General features: G+C 25.0%; 18 protein-coding genes. All 18 read left to right on the top strand.

All coding sequences use genetic code 11. The annotated features are described in order from the left end of the window. Positions 1-108 precede the first annotated feature (108 nt). Positions 109-858, top strand: a complete 750-nt coding sequence (locus tag ACYUE0_RS14255; protein WP_061994714.1) for an ABC transporter ATP-binding protein — start codon at positions 109-111, stop codon at positions 856-858. Next, on the top strand, positions 842-1666 hold the full coding sequence (locus ACYUE0_RS14250; protein WP_460271094.1) for an ABC transporter permease: 825 nt from the start codon (positions 842-844) through the stop codon (positions 1664-1666). The genes ACYUE0_RS14255 and ACYUE0_RS14250 overlap by 17 nt, the downstream gene beginning before the upstream one ends. A 47-nt stretch (positions 1667-1713) precedes the next feature. Then, positions 1714-2739, top strand: coding sequence for an ABC transporter substrate-binding protein (locus ACYUE0_RS14245; RefSeq protein WP_199870612.1), 1026 nt, complete (start codon positions 1714-1716; stop codon positions 2737-2739). A gap of 164 nt (positions 2740-2903) precedes the next feature. Further along, entirely contained in the window at positions 2904-4076 is a 1173-nt protein-coding gene (locus ACYUE0_RS14240; protein WP_199870600.1) for a MalY/PatB family protein, read from the top strand. 159 nt (positions 4077-4235) lie between these two features. Then, complete coding sequence (locus ACYUE0_RS14235) at positions 4236-4910, top strand: response regulator transcription factor (protein ID WP_460271093.1); 675 nt, start codon at positions 4236-4238, stop codon at positions 4908-4910. Then, entirely contained in the window at positions 4891-6204 is a 1314-nt protein-coding gene (locus tag ACYUE0_RS14230; protein WP_061994711.1) for a sensor histidine kinase, read from the top strand. The genes ACYUE0_RS14235 and ACYUE0_RS14230 overlap by 20 nt, the downstream gene beginning before the upstream one ends. 104 nt (positions 6205-6308) lie before the next feature. Continuing rightward, complete coding sequence (locus ACYUE0_RS14225; protein ID WP_460271092.1) at positions 6309-6650, top strand: hypothetical protein; 342 nt, start codon at positions 6309-6311, stop codon at positions 6648-6650. Between the two features lie 225 nt (positions 6651-6875). After that, complete coding sequence (locus tag ACYUE0_RS14220; protein ID WP_216449746.1) at positions 6876-7373, top strand: transglycosylase SLT domain-containing protein; 498 nt, start codon at positions 6876-6878, stop codon at positions 7371-7373. A 19-nt stretch (positions 7374-7392) separates the two neighbouring features. Beyond that, complete coding sequence (locus tag ACYUE0_RS14215) at positions 7393-8157, top strand: ABC transporter ATP-binding protein (protein ID WP_460271091.1); 765 nt, start codon at positions 7393-7395, stop codon at positions 8155-8157. After that, positions 8147-10072, top strand: a complete 1926-nt coding sequence (locus ACYUE0_RS14210; protein ID WP_216449736.1) for an ABC transporter permease — start codon at positions 8147-8149, stop codon at positions 10070-10072. The genes ACYUE0_RS14215 and ACYUE0_RS14210 overlap by 11 nt, the downstream gene beginning before the upstream one ends. A gap of 159 nt (positions 10073-10231) precedes the next feature. Beyond that, on the top strand, positions 10232-10954 hold the full coding sequence (locus ACYUE0_RS14205) for a response regulator transcription factor (protein WP_199870606.1): 723 nt from the start codon (positions 10232-10234) through the stop codon (positions 10952-10954). After that, positions 10932-11909, top strand: coding sequence for a sensor histidine kinase (locus tag ACYUE0_RS14200; RefSeq protein ID WP_460271089.1), 978 nt, complete (start codon positions 10932-10934; stop codon positions 11907-11909). Before ACYUE0_RS14205 ends, ACYUE0_RS14200 begins: the two co-directional genes overlap by 23 nt. A gap of 17 nt (positions 11910-11926) precedes the next feature. Further along, positions 11927-12676 carry an ABC transporter ATP-binding protein gene (locus tag ACYUE0_RS14195; protein WP_460271088.1) on the top strand — a complete coding sequence of 250 codons (750 nt, stop codon included), beginning with the start codon at positions 11927-11929 and terminating at the stop codon, positions 12674-12676. Next, complete coding sequence (locus ACYUE0_RS14190; protein WP_460271087.1) at positions 12666-14510, top strand: FtsX-like permease family protein; 1845 nt, start codon at positions 12666-12668, stop codon at positions 14508-14510. Before ACYUE0_RS14195 ends, ACYUE0_RS14190 begins: the two co-directional genes overlap by 11 nt. A 261-nt stretch (positions 14511-14771) precedes the next feature. Beyond that, positions 14772-15452 carry a TraX family protein gene (locus tag ACYUE0_RS14185; RefSeq protein WP_460271116.1) on the top strand — a complete coding sequence of 227 codons (681 nt, stop codon included), beginning with the start codon at positions 14772-14774 and terminating at the stop codon, positions 15450-15452. Between the two features lie 209 nt (positions 15453-15661). After that, entirely contained in the window at positions 15662-16606 is a 945-nt protein-coding gene (locus ACYUE0_RS14180; protein ID WP_460271086.1) for an ATP-binding cassette domain-containing protein, read from the top strand. Positions 16607-16610: 4 nt separating this feature from the next. After that, positions 16611-17306, top strand: a complete 696-nt coding sequence (locus ACYUE0_RS14175; protein ID WP_460271085.1) for a hypothetical protein — start codon at positions 16611-16613, stop codon at positions 17304-17306. A 243-nt stretch (positions 17307-17549) separates the two neighbouring features. Beyond that, on the top strand, positions 17550-18251 hold the full coding sequence (deoD, locus tag ACYUE0_RS14170; RefSeq protein ID WP_061994701.1) for a purine-nucleoside phosphorylase: 702 nt from the start codon (positions 17550-17552) through the stop codon (positions 18249-18251). The last annotated feature ends 489 nt before the right edge of the window (positions 18252-18740 follow it).

Genomic DNA, 18740 nt, shown 5'->3' with positions numbered 1-18740 from the left:
AAACTATCACAAAACAACTATTTTGTAAATAACATATTAATATATAGATTATAGAGTTATGAAAAATAAAATAGTTATTTTCTAAGCTTATAGTTTGGAGGTGAGAAAGTGTCCTCTATTGTTGATGTGAAAAATATAGGAATGAATTTCTATACTGTAGATGGAGAACTTAAGGTTTTAGAAAATTTAAGTTTTTCTTTAGAAGAAGGTAAAATTTTAGCCATTTTAGGTCCATCAGGCAGTGGAAAGTCAACACTTTTAAATATATTAAGTAATTTGTTAAAACCAACAGCAGGAGATATAAATATAAAAGGAAAAATTGGTTATATGTTTCAAAGAGATCATCTATTAGAATGGAGAACCATAATTGATAATATAACTATTGGACTTGAAATACAAAAAAAATTAAATGATGATGCTATGGAAAAGATAAATAAATTATTGAAAAATTATGGGTTATGGGAATTTAGAAATAGATATCCTAGAGAGTTATCTGGAGGAATGAGGCAAAGAGTGGCTTTAATAAGAACACTTTCTGTTGATCCAGATATTTTACTTTTAGATGAACCTTTTTCTGCTTTGGATTATCAAACAAGGCTTATGGTAAGTGACGATATATATAAAATAATTAAAAATGAAAATAAAACAACAATATTAGTAACACATGATATATCTGAGGCAATATCAATGGCAGATCAAGTTGCTGTTTTATCTAAAAGGCCGGCAAATATTAAAAATATATATGATATAGATTTAACAGTATCTAATGAAAAAACACCGCTTTTAGCAAGGAAAGCACCAGAATTTAAGGATTATTTTGATAATCTTTGGAGGGAGTTGGATGTTCATGAAAAATAATTCATCTCTTTCAGAATATGAAAAGTTTTTAAAGGAAAGAAAAAAGAATAAATATAAAATATTATTTTGGCAGATGTTTTTACTAGTTATGTTGTTAGTAATTTGGGAAGTTTTTGCTAGAGTAAAAATTATAGATACATTTCTATTTAGTAAGCCATCAGATATATATGTTTTATTTAAAGAATATGTTTCTAATGGTGAATTGTTTAAACACGTTGGCATATCTGTATGGGAAACAGTTTTAGGTTTTACTATTGGTACAGTTTTAGGAATTATAATTGCTATAATGTTATGGTGGTCTAAAACAGTAGCGAAAATATTAGATCCTTTTATGGTAGTTCTAAATGCACTTCCTAAAACCGCATTAGCACCTATTCTTATAGTTTGGGCTGGTGCTGGAATAAAAGGAATTGTAGTTATAGCTGTAACTATATCTGTAGTTACAACTATATTGTCAGCATATAATTATTTTATTAATGCAGATGAAGAAAAAATAAAAATGCTTAGAAGTTTTGGAGCTACCAAAAGTCAAATTCTCACAAAATTAATTCTACCATCTAATATAGGAAATATAATAAATATAATAAAAATAAATATAGGAATGTCTTGGGTAGGAGTAATAGTAGGTGAATTTTTAGTATCAAGATACGGAATTGGGTATTTGATAGTATATGGAGGGCAAGTATTTAGGTTAGATTTAGTTATGATGGGTGTTGTAGTATTAGCTGTATGTGCGCTTATAATGTACGAAGTTGTAAATGTAATAGAAAAAATTTATAAGTCAAAACAAAATGTGGATAATAATTAGTGATTCTTTTGACTTAATTAGATTAAAGATGTATGAGGTGAAAAAAATTGAAAAGATATAAAAAGTTAATAGCTGTTTTAACCAGCGCTTTTATATGTTCAATGTTTTTTAGTGGTTGTGGAAATAAGAATGAAGAGTTTACTAAAATAAAGGTTGCAGAAGTAACACACTCTATTTTTTATGCACCGCAATATGTAGCTATAAATGAAGGTTATTTTAAAGAAGAAGGATTAGATGTTGAACTTATAGCAGCACAAGGTGCTGATAAGACTATGGCAGCATTAATATCAGATGAAGTTCAAATTGGGCTGATGGGGCCAGAAGCATCTATATATGTTTATAATCAAGGAAGTAATGACTATGCAATAAATTTTGCTCAACTTACTAAAAGAGATGGTAGCTTTTTAGTTGGAAGAGATAAGGAAGATAACTTTAAATTTGAGAATTTAAAGGGTAAAGAAGTACTTGGTGGCAGAAAAGGTGGAGTGCCTGAAATGACATTAGAGTATACAATCAAAAATAATAATTTAAAAATCGGAACCAATAAAGAAAATGGAGAAGTTAATGTTAGAACAGATATTCAATTTAATGTTATGGCAGGTTCGTTTACAGCAGGAGAAGGAGATTATGTAACATTATTTGAACCATCAGCAACATCTCTTGAAAAGCAAGGACAAGGATATATTGTTGCATCAATTGGAGAAGAGTCAGGAGAAATACCGTATACAGCTTATTCAGCAACAAATAAATATATAAAAGAAAATAAACAAACAATACAAAGTTTTACAAATGCAATATACAAAGGTCAAATATACGTACAAAACCATAGTGCAGAAGAAATTGCAAAATCAATAGCACCATTTTTCAATGATATGAAGATGGAGGATATAGTAACTGTTGTGAATAGATATAAATCAATAGATGCTTGGTGCCAAAATCCAATACTTGAAGAAGAAAGTCTTAATAGATTGATGGATGTAATGGACATGGCAAAAGAATTAGATAAAAGAGCTCCATATGAAAAAATAGTAACAAAAACTTTTGCTGAAGAATCTATAGAAAAAGTTAAATAGTATATATTTAGACAAACTGATTAGTTTAAAGTTTATTATGAATTTGAATTAATCAGTTTTTTCTATTTTAAAATAGAAAAATAGACTTACTTATTAGACATAATGTGAAAATAGACATATAATCAAAGTAAATAAAAATAAGGTCAAATTTTGGAGGGGTTAGTATGAAATATAATTTTGATGAAATTCCTAATAGAATAGGTACTAATTGTGCTAAATGGGATAATCGCAGAGCTATATTTGGAAGAGATGATGTAATTCCTATGTGGATTGCAGATATGGATTTTGGGGTAGAACCAGCTATAGTTAAAGCTATGGAAGAAAGATTAAAACATGAAGTGTTTGGTTATACATATTCACCAGATTCTTACTATAAGTCAGTAATTAATTGGATGCAAAAAAGGTTTCAATGGAAAATAGAAAAAGACTGGATAAAATTTACGCCAGGAGTGGTACCAGGAGTTAATAGTATTATTGCAGCATTTACAAAACCTGGTGACCAAGTTATTTTACAGACTCCAGTTTATCATCCGTTTTATAGATTAATAAAAAATAATGATTGTGAAGTTTTAGAAAACCCGTTAGTTTATGATGGTAGTAATTATAAAATGGATTTAGAAAATTTAAAAGAAATAATTACAGACAAGACAAAAATGATAATTCTTTGTAGTCCACATAATCCAGGAGGTAGGGTATGGACAATGAAGGAATTAAAAGAGTTAGGTGAAATATGTATAGAAAATAATATACTAGTTGTTTCCGATGAGATTCATGGTGATATAGTATATAAACCAAATAAGCATACTGTATTTGCACAAATAAATGATGAATTTGCAAACAATTCAATTATTTGTACAGCACCAAATAAAACATTTAATATTGCTGGTTTAGAAACAGCTAATATAATCATACAAAATGAAAAATTAAGAAAACAATTTGAAATTCAATTAGATAAGCATTGTATACATGGTCCTAATATAATGGGGGCAGTAGCTTTAGAAGCTGCTTATGTTAATGGTGAACAGTGGTATAATCAATTAATGGATTACCTAAATGAAAATGTAGAATTTGTACTAAATTATTTTGAAAATAAAATTCCTAAGATAAAAGTTCAAAGACCACAGGGCACATATTTATTATGGTTAGATTGCTCCCAATTAAATATGAGTAATGATGAATTAAATAAATTCTTTATAAATAAATGCAAAGTAGGATTAAATAATGGAAAGATGTTTGGACAGGCAGGAGAACAATTCCAAAGAATGAATATAGGAACTAGTAGAAAAATTATAGAAGAAGCATTAAATAGAATAGAAAATGCAATAAATAGTTTATAATTTAATTGTAGCTGTTTAAAATAATAGTAAGATGTTGTTTTAAACAGCTATTTTCTATTATAAATTTAATGTTAAAAGTATAATAGAATAAGTAAATTTCTATTAAAAATATGTATAATTACTTATAAACTATATAGTAAGTAAGGGTGAGGTGTCATTATGAGTAAAATATTAATAGTTGAAGATGAAAAAAAACTTAGAGATGTTATGAAACTATATTTAAATAAAGAGGGTTATGAAATTATATGTGCAAAAGATGGTTTTGAAGGAAATGAACTTATAGAAAATGAAACTTTTGATCTTATAATTTTAGATGTTATGATACCTAAAAAAGATGGATGGTCTTTGTTAAGAAAATCAAAATCATTAAATTCTAAAGTCCCTGTAATCATGATAACCGCTAGAGGGGATGAGGAAGATAGAATATTTGGATTAGAGTTAGGTGCAGATGATTATATGGTAAAACCTATAAGTATGAGGGAACTTGTATTAAGAGTTAAGCTTAGAATTAATACAATTAAGGAAAATAAATGTGAAAATTTTAAGATTGATAATCTGATAGTTGATGTAGAAAAACATCTAGTAAAGGAGTTTGGTAGTATTATAACTTTGACACCTAAAGAGTTTGATTTAATGACTTTTTTGATTAGAAATATGAATATAGTGTTTAATAGAGAACAACTTTTAGAAAAGGTATGGGGTTATGATTTTATAGGAGATTCTAGAACGATAGATACTCATGTTAAAAATTTAAGAGAAAAAGTAAAATATTTTAATGAGAATTTAAAGACAGTGTGGGGGGTAGGTTATAAACTTGAAGACAGGAACGAATAAAATAACTAAGAGAATTTTAAAATACTTTTTATTATCCACAGTTCTTGTTATGGGATTGGGATATATTTTTTCAACAGTTCTTTTAGGAAAAGTATACATAAAGCAACAATATAATGAGTTAGAAAAGATAAGTGGTCAAATAGAATCAGAATATAAAATGTATGGAACATATAGTAGTTCGTTAGTATTAGGAATAATTAGTGAAGGTGGTAATTCACATTGTTTTGGACCTGGGAAAATGATGTGGTTAAATAAAGTAGATGTAGAAAAGTTGAAAGAAAAGGACACTTTAGTTACTAATAAAAGAGAAAAATATTTAACATATAAAAAACCTACAGATTCTGGATACATAGTTGTAATGAAAAGTTATTATGATACAAAAGAATATATAAATTTAATATATTTAATTTTAGCTATTATATTTATGGTTTCTATTATAATATCAAATCCATTAGCTATTTATCTTGGAAGAAGATTTACAAAGCCTATAATAGATTTAAAACAGGCTTCAGATGAAATAGCAAAAGAAAATTTTGATGTACATATAAATGTCAAAACAGGAGATGAAATAGAGGAGTTGGCACAAAGTATTAAAAAAATGTCTAAGGAAATAAGCTATAAATATAATTTGCAAAGGGAATTTATAGCTAATGTCAGTCATGATTTTAAAACTCCCCTAAGTATTATTAAAAATTATAGTGAGGCAATAGGTGATGAATTAGTAAAAGGAGAAGAGGTAAAAGAATATAGTGAAATCATAATTGAAGAAGTTGATAGGTTAAACAGGTTAGTATCTGAAATATTACAACTTTCAAAAATAAAAGAGGGCAAAGTTAATATGAATTTCGAAAGAATTAGTATTACTCATATTATAAAGGAATGTGTAAAAAAGATTAGTTTTATGAGTAATGATAATTTTGAAATAGCTGTTATAAATAACTTAAATAATGATATTTTTATAAAAGGTGATGAAATTTACTTATATAGAGTAATTTATAACTTAATAGATAACAGTATAAAACATAGCTGTGGAGATTCTATAAAAATAATATTAAAAAATGTAAGCGATAATGTGAAAATAAGCATAAGAGATAATGGGAAAGGAATAGATGAAGAATTTATAGGTGAAGTTTGGGATAGATATTTAAAAAATAAGAGTAGTGGAGGAATGGGAATTGGTTTATCTATTTCAAAAGAAATATTATTAAAACATGAATTTTCATATGGTGCTAGAAACTTGAAAGAATCTGGAGTAGAATTTTATTTCATAATCCCTAAAGATAAAGTGCTTTAATTACAATTTTCACAAATTCATCACAAATTAAACAAAAAAGTATTAAAACTTATAAGTAATATTATATTAGAGAATATGAATTTAACTTATAGGAGGAATTTAAAATGAAAAAAATAATATTATCATTAATTATGGCAACAACTATGACTTTAGGTGCTACAGGAATGGTTTTTGCAGGGACATCAAATAATGTTGAAACTAAGAGTCAAAATATGCAATCTGAAGTAAAAAGTGAAATTGCACCGGTTAAGATAAGTGATGGGACTGAAACTCCAGCAGTGGAAGAAAACACGAATGATCAATGTTATTATGGAGGAGATAATGAAAATTGTCCTCAAAATAGAGAGAATTGTGAGCAAAATAGAGAAAACTGTAAACAAAATAGAGGTAGTTGTAATGGAAATGGTCCTAAAATTAGAAATGGAAATGTAGAACAGGGAGTATAAAATTAAAATAAGAATTATATAGATTATAAAATAATATGTAGTAAAAATAACCTTGCTAAATTTTAGCAAGGTTATTTTTATTAACATTACAAGGCTGTAATATTTATGAAATATAAATCAATATTTAAAATTATAAATCCATATTAAAATAAACTTGTAATAAATTAAAAAATTAATTTTAAGTTATTAAATAAAATTTTAGTATAGTTTGGAGGAATAAAAAACATGAAGAAAGTAACAATAGTTTTATTATCATTAGCTGTAATAGTAATAAGCTCTGGGCTATTTGTAAGAGAAATGCTATTTCCTATAACAAATATAGATGTTATCAAGGAGTGTGGAGAAAATTACAAAGTAGATCCGTCTGTTATAGCGGCTGTTATTCACTTTGAAACAAATTTCAGAGAAACACCTTATAAAAAAGGAAGACCATCTGGACTTATGAATATAACAGATGAGTCAGGTATGGAAATAGCAAAAAAGGCAGGAATAAAAATTGAAAACAAAGCAGATGTAGCTAAGGCAGAGAATAATATAAGATTAGGTTCATTTTATATATCAGAAAATTTTAATGGTAAAGATTTTAAGGAAATGATGGCAAATTGGGTAAGTAGAAATGGTGAAGTTGAAGAACAAGATAAGTCATATGCAAAAAAATACTATGGAGATAAAATTGAAAATAGACAAAAAATATATAAATTTTTATATCCATCATTAAAATAACTATAAGGAGAATGGTTAAATGAAAAGCGTATTAGAAATTAAAAATGTTTCAAAAGTATATAAAACTAAAGGGATTAGTTATAAAGCATTAGAAAATATAGATTTACAAATCTTAGAAGGAGAATTTGTAGGTGTAATGGGACCATCAGGGGCAGGAAAAAGTACATTATTAAATATAGTATCAACTATAGATAAACCATCTCATGGGCAAATTAAAATTGAGGAAAAAAATATTACTGATTTAAATAATAAAGAATTAGCTAAGTTTAGAAGAGAAAACTTAGGATTTATATTTCAAGATTTTAATTTGTTAGATACATTAACTGTTAAAGAAAATATAGCTTTACCTTTAGCTATAAGTAAGGTAAGTGTTAAAGAAATAGAGTTAAAGGTTATGGAAACATGTAAAAGGTTAGGAATAGAAGAACTATTAAATAAATACCCAACTGAACTTTCAGGAGGACAAAAACAAAGAACAGCAGCAGCTAGAGCAATAATATCACAACCATCTATTATACTAGCAGATGAACCTACTGGAGCATTAGATTCTAAGTCATCAAAAGAACTTTTAAATTCCTTAGAAAGTTTAAATGAAGAAAGAAAAGCTACGATAATGATGGTAACACATGATCCAGGTGCTGCAAGTTATTGTAAAAGGGTAATCTTTATAAAAGATGGTAAGCTTTATAAAGAAATTCATAAATCTTCAACAAGAAAAGTATTTTTTCAGGAAATAATTGATACTATGGCTTTAATTGGTGGTGATTCTACAGATGATATTTAATATAGCAAAAAATAATGTTAAAATGAATTTGAAAAATTATATTGTTTATCTTGTTTCTATAATAGTATCAGTATCAATATTTTTTATATTTAAATCTTTAGAGTTTAATGAAACAATAAATGGTATTTTACAAGAAAGTGTTAAACTTAGTACAGGTTTTAAAATGTCATCTTACATAATATTATTTTTTTCTGGAATGTTTATATGGTATTCTAATAACTTTTTTCTAAAGAAAAGAAAAAAGGAAATTGGATTATATTCTCTTTTAGGAATTGAAAATGAGAGTATAGGTAGAATGTTGTTTTTAGAGACTTTCTTTATTGGTATTATAGCATTAGTGATAGGAATTTTGTTAGGAGCTATATTTGCGAAATTTGCAACTATTGTTCTAATAAAGATGATTGGACTTAGTATACCTATTGGAAAAGTAATAACAAGTAAAGGAATAATAAATACAATTATAGCATTTATTATAATCTTTATTTTAGTTTCTATTATTAGTGGAAGAACTATTTATAAATTTGAGCTTATAGATTTATTTAAAGCAGAAAGCAAAAGAGAAGTTGAGCCAAAAGCATCAATGATAAAAGCAGTATTATCAATAATACTTATTTTGTTTGGATATCTTAACTATTTAAATTTAATAAATTCCTCAAATGCAGAGTTATCATTGATAGTAATATTAATATCAATAACTGTTGGAACTTTTATGTTATTTTCATCTTTATTAATATTTTTAATAAAGGCTAGAAAAAGAAATAAAACATCTTATTTTAAAGGATTAAATATGATAGTAACATCTAAGTTACTGTTTAGAATAAAAGGAAATTCTAGAGCATTAGCATTAATAGCGATTTTAAGTGCAACAACTATAACAGCTATGGGTGTAAGTATAAGCTATTATGATAAGTTTATCGGGAAGTTTAATGATATGTATCCATATTCATATATGACATCTATAGATAGTAAGTCATTAGACCGTGATATTACAAAATTTATACAAGAAGAAAATAATACTAAATTTTTAGGAAGTACAAAGGCTGAATATGTTGAAGTTGAAGGTGAAGTAGATTTACAACAGTCAAATTTGAATGTGATGTCTGAAAGTGATTTCGATAAGATAAATAATTTAAGAGAGAAAAAATATGAAAACATTGATTTAAAACCAGGTGAATGTCTATATTTTTATGAATTTGGAGACAGTGCATCTAATAAAGAAGAGCCTAAAGAAATAAATATAACAAATGATAATATTAATTTTGAAAATTATACTATAAAGAAATATTATAAAAATAATTTAATAAATGAGCATATGTCATTTGAAACCATTATACTAAATGATAAAGATTATAATGAAGTAAAGAAAATTGGTGAGTTACAAAAATTAAATATATATCAACTTTCCGATAATAAAAATATAGAAATGTTAGATAAAAAGATTAATGATGCAGTAAATGAAGAAGTATTAAAAAATAAAGATGATAGAAGTGATATATTTATATATTCATCTTACTATGAAAACTTTAAAGAACAATCTACATCTATTTCTGGAATGCTATTCATAGGAATATTTGTAGGGGGAGTATTCTTAGTTGCAATGGGAAGTATAATATTTTTCAAACAAATTTCAGAAGCAACAGAAGAAAGTGGTAGATACAAATCTTTAAGAAAGATAGGAGTTAGTGAAAAAAGTATAAAATCTACAATATACAAAGAGGTTGCATATGTGTTTATAATTCCTTTAATTGTAGGAATAGTGCATAGTGCTGTAGCAATTTCATATATAGCAAAGGCTTTTAATCAAAATACAGCTTTAATTGAACTGCAAGTATTAATTCCATACATTGTGATATACATGATATATTACATAATAACTTCAAAAAATTATTATAAAATAATAAGTGAAACTGAATAGATGGAAGGTTTAAAATAGTAAATTAAAAACTATTGAAATAATTTTACGGAAATAATAGATAATATAAATAAGGTATGTTTAAAATAGACATACCTTATTTATAATAATATTGTATTTTTATATTATTATAAATAAAATTTATGAAATGGAGATAATGGTATGTCTTATAAAATAATGGTAGTAGAGGACGATTTAAAAATTGCAACATTGTTAAGTGAATATATTGAAAGGTACGGATATAGTGTTTTAAAAGTTGAAAAATTTGATGAAGTTATGGAAATTTTTAATAGAGAAAATCCTAATTTAGTTCTTATGGATGTAAATTTACCCAAATTTGATGGGTATTATTGGTGTAGTAAAATAAGACAAAAATCACTATGTCCTATAATATTTATATCTGCTAGAGACAGTGATATGAATCAGATAATGGCTATAGAAAGTGGTGCAGATGATTACATAGTTAAACCATTTAATTATGAAATTGTAAGAGCTAAGATAAAAAGCAATTTAAGAAGAGTATATGGAGAATACGCATCAACATCAAATGAAAGAATTGTAAATTTAGAAGGACTAATGCTATACCCAGAAAGATTAGAACTGGAATATAAGGAGAATAAGGTTATATTAAGTAAAAAGGAGTGCGAACTTATAGATTGTCTTATGAGCAGTTATCCTAAAATTGTATCTAGAGATGTATTATTAGAAAAACTTTGGGATGATCAATCCTTTGTAGATGATAATACACTAAATGTAAATATAACAAGATTAAGAAAACGATTGTTAGAGCTTAATATAGAAAATGTTATAGAAACTGTTAGGGGGGCAGGATATAGGATTAATATAAGTTGGAGGCAATTAGATGAAACTGTTTATAAAAGATAATTTAGGGTTTGTTTTGGTATATTTATTTAGCTTTGTATTAATATTTGGTTGTGACTTAATTTTTGATGGACTTAATACTGTAAATAACAAAATGTATTTTGTTATTCTAAATATGTTTGTAGTTTTAATTTATATGGTTTGTAGATATTTTAAAAATAAAAAATTTTATAAAGGATTGTCTAAAAGTTATGTAAATTTTGAAGAACTAGTATCGGAGTTTGGAGATTCTTATTTAGGACAAGAATTAAATAGAATCAGTAATGAAATGTACGGATTTTATCAAGGTGAAGTTTATAATCAAATAAAAAGGCAAAAAGAACAGTTAGATTTTATGAATCAATGGGTTCATCATATGAAAACGCCGATTTCAGTAATAAAACTATATATGCAAGAATATGAAAGAGAAGAATTTATATTAGATATAAAAAGTGAAGTTGATAAATTAGAAAGAGGATTAAAATTAGCTTTATACAATGCTAGAATAGAAGATTTTAAAAATGATTTTTCAATAAAACAATTTCCAGCAGAAATTCCTATAAAAAATGCTATAAATACTTTAAAAAGTTATTTTATAAAGAATAAAATTTTCCCTAAAACTAGAATTGAAGAGGGGTTAATTATAAATAGCGATAAAAAATGGATAGAATTTATATTAGAACAAATATTAATAAATAGCATAAAATATTCACAAGGTAAGGGGAAATCTGTAGAAGTTATAGCTGAGAAGGAAAATGATAGAGTAAAAATTCAAGTCATAGATGAAGGTATAGGGATATCTAAAAGTGATATAAAAAGAGTTTTTGAGGCTTTCTATACAGGTGAAAATGGAAGAACTTATGGTGAATCAACAGGAATGGGATTGCATTTAGTAAAAGAAGTGTGCAATAAATTAGATCACCAAATATATATAGAGTCACAGCAAGGAATTGGAACTAAAGTTATTATTATAATATAACGTTTTGAGGTGGTAACTTGAATTTAATAGAACTAGAAGGGGTTTATAAAATTTATAAAAAAGGTGAATTTGCTATTAAAAATTTAAACTTTTATTTAGAAAATAATGAGTTCATAGCTGTTATGGGACCTTCAGGCAGTGGTAAAAGTACTTTTTTAAATATTTGCTATGGTATGACAAAACCTTCTGCAGGAAAAGTAAAAATATATAATAAAAATATTAGTAATTTCTCAGAAGAAGAAATAACAATATTTAGGAGGAATAACTTAGGTTGTATATTTCAAGATTTTAGATTATTGGATTATTTAAATGTAAAAGACAATATAATTTTACCATTAACATTTTTAAATAAAAAGAATAGTGAAATGAAATCTAAATTAAAATTTTTAAGTGAATTTTTAAATATAAAAGACATATTGCATAAAAACATATTTGAAATTTCAGGAGGAGAAAAACAAAAAGTAGCTATAGCTAGAGCTTTAATTACAGAGCCTAAAGTTTTATTTGCAGATGAACCAACAGGAAGTTTAGATTTTAAAAGCAGTGATGATGTAATGAAGTTAATGAAGAAGATACAAACCCAAATGAATACAACTATATTCATGGTTACTCATGATCCTTATATTGCAAGTTTTTCAAATAGAGTTATATTTTTAAGGGATGGAGAAATTTATAATGAAATATATAAAGGAGAGAATAATAAGCAATTTTATAGAGAAATATTAGATGTACTTTCCTTTCTAGGAGGGAATGACTATGAATTTTGAAAAAATCTTATTTAAAAGTACTATAAGAAATCTGAAATTATATTTATATTATTTAATTAGCAGTTGTGCAGCTGTTTTTATATTCATTATAACTTCAGCTATAATAAATCATCCTGTATTAATAGAAAGTGTACAGGGTGATTTACGGTTTAATATTAGCTATATAAAATTTGAAGTTATTTTAGTATCTATATTTTTTATAATGTATTCATTAAATACATTTATAAATATGAGAAAAAGAGAATTTGGAGTATTAATGGCACTAGGTGTAGACTATAAAGATTTCTATAAGTTTTTTATGATAGAAAATTTAATAGTTGGTGGAAGTGCAATAATTATTGGTGTTATATTAGGGGTTGTATTTTTAAAGTTTTTTCTTATAATTTTTAGTGCTATTACCAAAATAGAAAGTATGAATTTTTATTTTCCAACTTATGCAATAATAGAAACTGTTTTAGTTTATACTATAATATTTATTTTAGCTTACACTATTAATTGTAACAAAATTTTAAAAAAAGGATGTAATGAGCTTTTAATTGATAATAAAAAAACTGAAGCTTTAAATAAATGGAAAATTTATACTTCTATAATAATATTAATACTTATGATATTATTACATAAATTTAATTCACATATTGAAATAAGCCCTATTTACATTTTTATTGAATTTTTTACCATAGCTATTATAAATTTCATATTATTAAAATATTTAATTCCTTATTTTTTACATTTATTATCTAAAATATATTTTATAAAAATAAAAGGTAAAAATATAATACTACTATCATCAATTAAAGAACGTTTCATTAATATGTCTAATATAGTAATTTTAGCAACAATTCTTTTAACTGTAACCTTTGCTATAATATCTATGCTATATACGGATGCTATGGTAGTAGCAAAAAATTTAGAAGTTGAAATTCCTTATACATATTGCATTTTCATAAATAATAAAAGTGAAACAATTCCCTTTGAAAAAGATTTAGATAATATATTAGAAAAAAATGATTTTAGTTACTATAAAACTAAATATAAGATACTGAATTTAAATGAGCATATTTCATTTATAAGTAATGAAGATTATAATAAATTAGCGCTGCAATATGGAAAGTCTGAAATCAGTGTTAATGATGATGAGGTTTATAGTGTCCCCTTATTTAAAGAGGAAATTACAGAAGATTATGTACCGGTTAATGGTAAGAAGTTAAGTATAAATAAGAAGGCTATACCTAATATAACATATGCAATTAGTGCTAATGATTTATATGTTATTTCAGAAAATATGTTTAATGAATTAAATGGAAAATTAAACTATCTTAGTTGTATAGCATATGATTTGCCTAAATGGACAGAAGCTACTAAAATAATTGATAATATAAGAGAAGAATATTATAAATATGATAAAGAAGATACATTTTATATGATATCAAGAGTAAGTAGATATTATGATTCTATATCTACAAATAAAATATCCATATATTTCTCTACCTTAATTTGTACACTAATTTATTTTATGGCGTTAAGTTTAGTTTATATTAGATTTTATAATGAAGTTATATATAATAAAATTAATTTTAGAAATTTAAAGAGTATTGGTGCAACAGATAAAGAAATAGAAGAAATAATATCAAGAGAAATGGCATTTATATTCTTTGTACCGTATATATTAGCATTTTTAAATGCATTTATGTTTATGAAATTTGCAAGTATGATGTATTCTATAAGTATATTAAATCAAATTGTAATAATATTTACTGGAATATTTATAATAAATATAGTGTATTTTTTATTTTGGAGGTTTAAAAGTATTGAGGAATTAAAAAACAAAGTATAATAAATTCATATGTTGCTTGTATATGGGGTTTTACCATTAACATCATGGTTAATAATGGATAGTTTGAATTTTATTAAATAACAACAAAGATTTAATGAATAAATTTAAATAGAAGTTGTGAAAGGTTTTAAAAATTTATAAGGGTTTGAAACATTAAAGTTTGATTTATTACAACATTGTAATTTAAATGAAAGTAATTTAAATTTGAGTTAATTAATAAATGCAATAGAATATCCTTAAAGAAAATAAATTTTTAGGAGGATATTCATGGATGCATTTGCAATTAAAATTATAGCAATGATATTAATGGTATTTGATCATGTAGGAAGTAATTTTTCAGGGATGCCTATGTGGTTTAATTTTATAGGGAGAGTGGTTTCACCTATATTTTTTTACTTTATAGTAGAAGGATTTTTTCATACTAAAAGTAAAATTAAATATATGGGAAGACTATTTGGATCTGCATTAATTATGCAAATAATAGGAGTAGTATTTCATATTCATAACAATATATTCTTATCCTTAGCATTAGCTGTATTATTAATGTATGTAATAGACTATACAAAAAACAGCAAAAAATATATTTTAGGAATAATATGTTCATTAGCAGTTATTATTGCATCATTTTTTTCAGAAGCTTCAATATTTGGAGTAGGAATGACTTTAATATTCTATTTTTTAAGAGATAAAAAATTTATTATGTCAGTAGCCTATATTTTATTTTCATTATGTGTAACTGGTGTTTTTTCAACTATAGGTAGCGGAAATGCTTATGAGCAATTAATCTTGTTCGATCCTCAATGGATGATGGTATTTTCAATAATTTTTATACTTTTATATAATGGTAAAAGAGGAATAAATAATAAATTTACCAAGTATTTATTTTATATATTTTATCCTTTGCATTTAGTTATAATAAAAATTATATCAATGTTTATATAAAATTTTAAATATGATTAAATTTGAAAAAACATAAAAAGTTATATGCTTTTTATGTTTTTTTATGATTATAATTAAAAAAGTATTATAATATATGAATAAATGTCGATATATTGAAAGAAAGGTATATAATAAGAGAAAAAATATATATAATATTATAGAGTGAAAAGCTATGGAGAAAAAATGTGTTTAATGGAGTTGAGGAGGTTAAAATGATTTCATTTGAGCAAGTTACAAAGATATATAACAAAGAAATTGTTGTTGAAAACTTAAATTTAGATGTTATAGATGGAGAAGTAACTGTAATTTTAGGACAAAGTAAAAGTGGGAAAACTACGATTTTAAATATGTTAAATAGGATAGTAATTGAAGATTTGGGAGAAATATTCATAAATGATGTTAATATAAACGACTTTGATATAAAAACTCTTAGATTAAGTATAGGATACATAAATAAAGAGGTTGGATTATTTTCTAATATGGATATAAGAAAAAATTTAAGCATAGTCCCTAAAAAATTAAATTGGGATAATACAAAAATTGATACTATATTAGATGAATATTTTTCTATTTTAGATTTAAATTATTATGAATATAAAAGCAAAAGAGTATATCAATTAAATACAGAAGAAATTCATAAGATAGGTCTTATAAGAACCTTTTTAAATGATGGAGATATTATTATTATGGACGAGCCTTTTAAAAATTTACAATCAGAATCTAGGCTTATGCTTTCAGAATGTCTTTTAAAATTACATAAGGAACTAGGTAAAACAATAATATTTGCTACGAATAATTTAGAAGAAGCTATAAAAATTGGAGATAGGGTAGCTGTTATAGAAGAGGGGAAACTTAAGAGTTTTGATAGAGCAGATAAATTAATGTCTAATTCAAAAGTAGATATTTTAAATGATGGAAGTTCTGCTGATTTATATATTAACATGCTATCTAATATGATAATTGAAGATTATATGATACCAAAACTAGGAAAAGACGTAAGGGAAAGAATTTCTCAAAATAAAACATTAAAAGATGCATTAACATTTATGCTTCAAAAGACTGTATATGATTTAGATGTATTGGGAGAGAATGGAAAGGTAGTTGGGGCACTTAATGTAAAGGATATAATAAAGGCTTTAACTTATTTAAAGGGGTAGAGAGATGGTTAAGAAAAGGTATGGAATAATATTATTTTTATCTGTAATTTTAGGTTTAATTATTAGTCTTATAGATATGATTGTCGTAAAAAAAGAAGTTTGGTCAATGCCACATAGTATGAAATATTTGTTTTTAAACACTATAAGTATGGTATTTATAGCTATTACAGTAGCTATAGTTTTTTCAATAATAGCTTTTATAATTTTTAACAGTAGAATTGGAAGTAAATTTTATAAAGTATATAAATTATTTATAGAACTTATAAGTTTTATACCATATATAGCTGTTTTAGCTATTTTAGTTATTATATTAGGTAGTGGAAGAAAGACAGTAATTATTTTATTGACAATTTACAATATAATTTATTTCAGTAATAGTATAGTTAAATTGAAAGAAAATACTAGTGTTGAAATGATTAATACAGCTACAGCAATGGCAATGAGTAAAAATGAAATTTTTATTAGGATAAATATATTAGAAAATAAAAATAATATTTTAAAAATAATATTAAAAGGAATAAGGTTTAATATAAACATATTAATAATATCATCTATAATTGGGGTATATACATTAGGTAGTCCAATTATATTTGGATTTAAAGCTTTAAATATAAAATTAATATTAGTAGGGGTAGTACCTATAGCCATAGTAATGTTAATTTTATCACTTTTAACGGAAGGTTCAAAAGGTGACATTTAATTCTTAACTTTTAACTAACTTATATAGAGAAACAAGCTCTAATTTAAATTTATTCAATAACTTAAAATATTTTTATACAAAATATAGTGTTGAATTCTAAGTAATTTGGAGCATGTCTCACTATTTTAGGTATCCAAGCTTTAAAGTTATCTAATAACTTTTTAAAAAAATACAATAATGTTATAATTTATAAATAGTAACAATATATAATTAATAGATTATATTTTTTAGGGAGGGTTTAATATGGCTAAACATCTACATATAATGGCTAATGAAGGGGAAATAGCAGAGATAGTGCTATTACCAGGGGACCCATTAAGAGCAAAATTTATAGCAGATACTTATTTAGAAGATGCAAAATGTTATAATGATGTACGAGGTATGTATGGATATACAGGTATGTATAAGGGAAAAAGAGTATCAGTACAGGGAACTGGAATGGGGCTTCCGTCACTATCTATATATGCTAATGAGCTTATAAATTCTTATGGAGTTAAAAAACTAATTAGAGTTGGAAGCTGTGGAGCAATAAATGAGGATGTTAAAATAAGAGATATAGTTTTGGCTATGAGCGCTTCAACTAATTCAGGAATTAATAGAAGAAGATTTCAAGGAATGGATTATGCACCTACAGCTAATTTTGAACTTTTGAAGAAGGCTTATGAGCTTGGGATAAGCAAAGGGTTAAATATAAAAGTTGGTAATGTATTATCCAGTGATTTATTCTATGATGATACAGGAATGGGAATACAAAAATGGATAGATTATGGGACTTTAGCTATAGAAATGGAAACAGCAGAGTTATATACTTTAGCAGCTAAAAATAAAGTTAAAGCATTATCTATACTTACAGTATCAGATCACGTATTAACAGGTGATGAAACAAATCCTAAAGAAAGACAAGAAACATTTACTGATATGATGGAAATAGCATTAGAATTATAATTTAAAAGCATTTACTAAGAAAAAGGTTATATAAAGATGAAAAAATATCTTTATATAACCTTTTTCTAATTTAAGTAATAAATTTAAATTAACGGGTAAAGGAAATATTTAGTTGATAAAAGAATAATATGTATAAGAGTAAAAACTTTAAATTAAAATTAATATAAAACTTTTATATTAAACTAAAAATTGATTGTTAAGAAATTTTATAGTGAAACAAGCATAGGGGTAAAGCTAAGCCTAAAAATTCTAAATTTATAGTGTTAAAAAGTAATAATGAAAAATTTAAAATGCTAGTCTGTGAAAATTTCAAAGAAACTCTAAATAGATTTTTATCTGMTTTTTATGACTACCCGGAGAAGCGACGTCCTTGTCTGGTGCACCGGCTAATCCGTCCTTGGATTAGGTCAAAAAAATCAAACAAAAATCTATAAGAGTTTCTAAATCAATTTTCAATGAATAGCTTATTTAAAATCTTTATTATTACAT

The organism is Clostridium sp. CTA-19 (assembly GCF_054767855.1).
Note: the sequence above shows the minus strand (reverse complement) of the source record. Positions and strands in the feature narration are given on the sequence as shown.